Genomic DNA, 1,925 nt, shown 5'->3' on the forward strand with positions numbered 1-1,925 from the left:
TACTCCAGCTGTAGATCTTGATCTTGGCGCTCTGGCATACGGGCGGCTCGGTCTGGTGACCTCCGACGGGTGGACCCGCGACCGTTGAGTAGGCACTATGCCCAGGTGAGCATCATCATCAAGTTCTTCGTGGCGCCGGACAACGAGGCTGCCGCTGCCGTCGCGCAAGGCGGCCCGGATAGAGTCTTCGACTCGCTGACGTTCGGCAACTTCGACGCCGAAGAGGCTCTCATCGAGTGGGAGAGCATCTTCACCGGTCGGAGCTTCGAAGAACTCGTCGCCGCTGACGAACCCGAGTTCGTTGCCGATCCTGGCGACGATGAGGGCCCAGTGGTCCTCGCCGCTTCCCGGGTCCTCCAGGACGCGCTTGCCACCGCTGACGAGCACCGGCTTGTCGAGGTCAGCCGGCTGTGGGTTGCGGAGCGAGCGGCGGACGGCGAGGCCTTTGACCAGGAGATTGCCGCCTGGATCCTGAGTGGCGTGGCTGGCCTCGCGCGTGCCATCGGAGAAGGGGAAGCGGGCCTCTACTGCTGGATGGCATAGACCGACACGGCCACCGTTGATCATCGTCGATTGTGTGGACAGACGAAAATGACTCAGTGGCCGCAGGTCACAGCGCAGACCCTGCCCGATGGCAGCCCGTGTTCGAAGACCTGATGGCGCGGGTGGCGGGCCGGTTCGCCCGGGTGGAACCCCGCCGCAGAGCGCGGGCGTTCGTGCTGGGCCTGCTGGCGGAACTGCCGCGGAAGAACTGCTGGACGATCGCCGAGCACGTCGGTGACGCCAGCCCGGCCGGAATGCAACACCTGCTCAGCCGCGCATCCTGGGACGCCGACCGAGTCCGTGACGACATACGGGACTTCGTGGTCGAGCACCTCGGCAACCAGGACGCCGTCCTGGTGGTCGACGAGACCGGCGACTTGAAGAAGGGAACCGCGAGCGTCGGTGTGCAACGCCAGTACACCGGCACCGCGGGCCGAATCGAGAACGCCCAAGTCGCCGTCTATCTCGTCTACTCCTCCCCGGCCGGGCATGCTGCCATCGACCGGCGCCTGTACGTCCCGCGCTCCTGGACGCAGGACCCCAACCGGTGTCGGGCGGCGGGAATCCCAGAGGACTTGAGGTTCGCCACCAAGCCCGCCCTGGCCACCGAGATGATCGCCCAGGCCTTGGATGCCGGCGTATCGGCCGCGTGGGTCACCGGTGACGAGGTCTACGGCGGCGATCCCCACCTGAGCGCCGAGCTGGAGAGCCGTCAGATCGGCTACGCCCTGGCCGTCTCACGCAAGCGGCCGATCCGCACGCGCGCGGGCGTCTTCGAAGCAGGCCTGCTCGCTCGCTGCCTGCCGAAGAAGGCCTGGCAGCAGCTCTCCGCCGGAGACGGCGCCAAGGGCCGACGCTTCTACGACTGGGCCCAGGTCGAGATCGACAATCCGTCGGGCAGTACGGGCCACCGATCACTGCTCCTCCGGCGCAACCGGCGCACCGGCGAACTCGCCTTCTACCGCTGCTACTCAGCCCATCCGGTCCCACTTACCGCCCTGGTCAAAGTCGCCGGACGCCGCTGGACCGTAGAGGAGACCTTCCAAGCCGCAAAGGGACTGGCCGGGCTGGACGAGCACCAGGTCCGCCGCTGGACCTCCTGGCACCGCTGGACCACCCTGGCCATGCTCGCCCACGCCTTCCTCGTGGTCACAGCCGCCATCGAACGGACCACCACAACCCCACCACCAGGGCTCATCCCGTTGACCTGCGGCGAGATCCAACGCCTCTTCGCCGCATTCATCGCCCCACGTGTCGGCAGCCTGGCACACCGACTCCGCTGGTCACACTGGCGCCGACAACACCAGGCCGGTGCCCGCAGCAGCCACTACCAGCGTCAGACCGCCCAGCAGCCGTGATCAAGATCTACAGCTGGAGTACTA

At 67.2% G+C, this 1,925-nt stretch carries 2 protein-coding genes; both read left to right on the forward strand.

Annotated features, from left to right (window positions below):
• Positions 1 to 105 precede the first annotated feature (105 nt).
• Positions 106 to 543 (forward strand): hypothetical protein, encoded by a 438-nt coding sequence (locus tag ACFYYN_RS43350; RefSeq protein ID WP_500550199.1) that lies wholly within the window; start codon positions 106 to 108, stop codon positions 541 to 543.
• Positions 544 to 656: 113 nt separating this feature from the next.
• Positions 657 to 1,901, forward strand: a complete 1,245-nt coding sequence (locus tag ACFYYN_RS43355; RefSeq protein ID WP_500550200.1) for an IS701 family transposase — start codon at positions 657 to 659, stop codon at positions 1,899 to 1,901.
• The last annotated feature ends 24 nt before the right edge of the window (positions 1,902 to 1,925 follow it).

The sequence above is a fragment of the Streptomyces sp. NPDC001902 genome, from assembly GCF_042891295.1.
GTDB lineage: Bacteria > Actinomycetota > Actinomycetes > Streptomycetales > Streptomycetaceae > Actinacidiphila.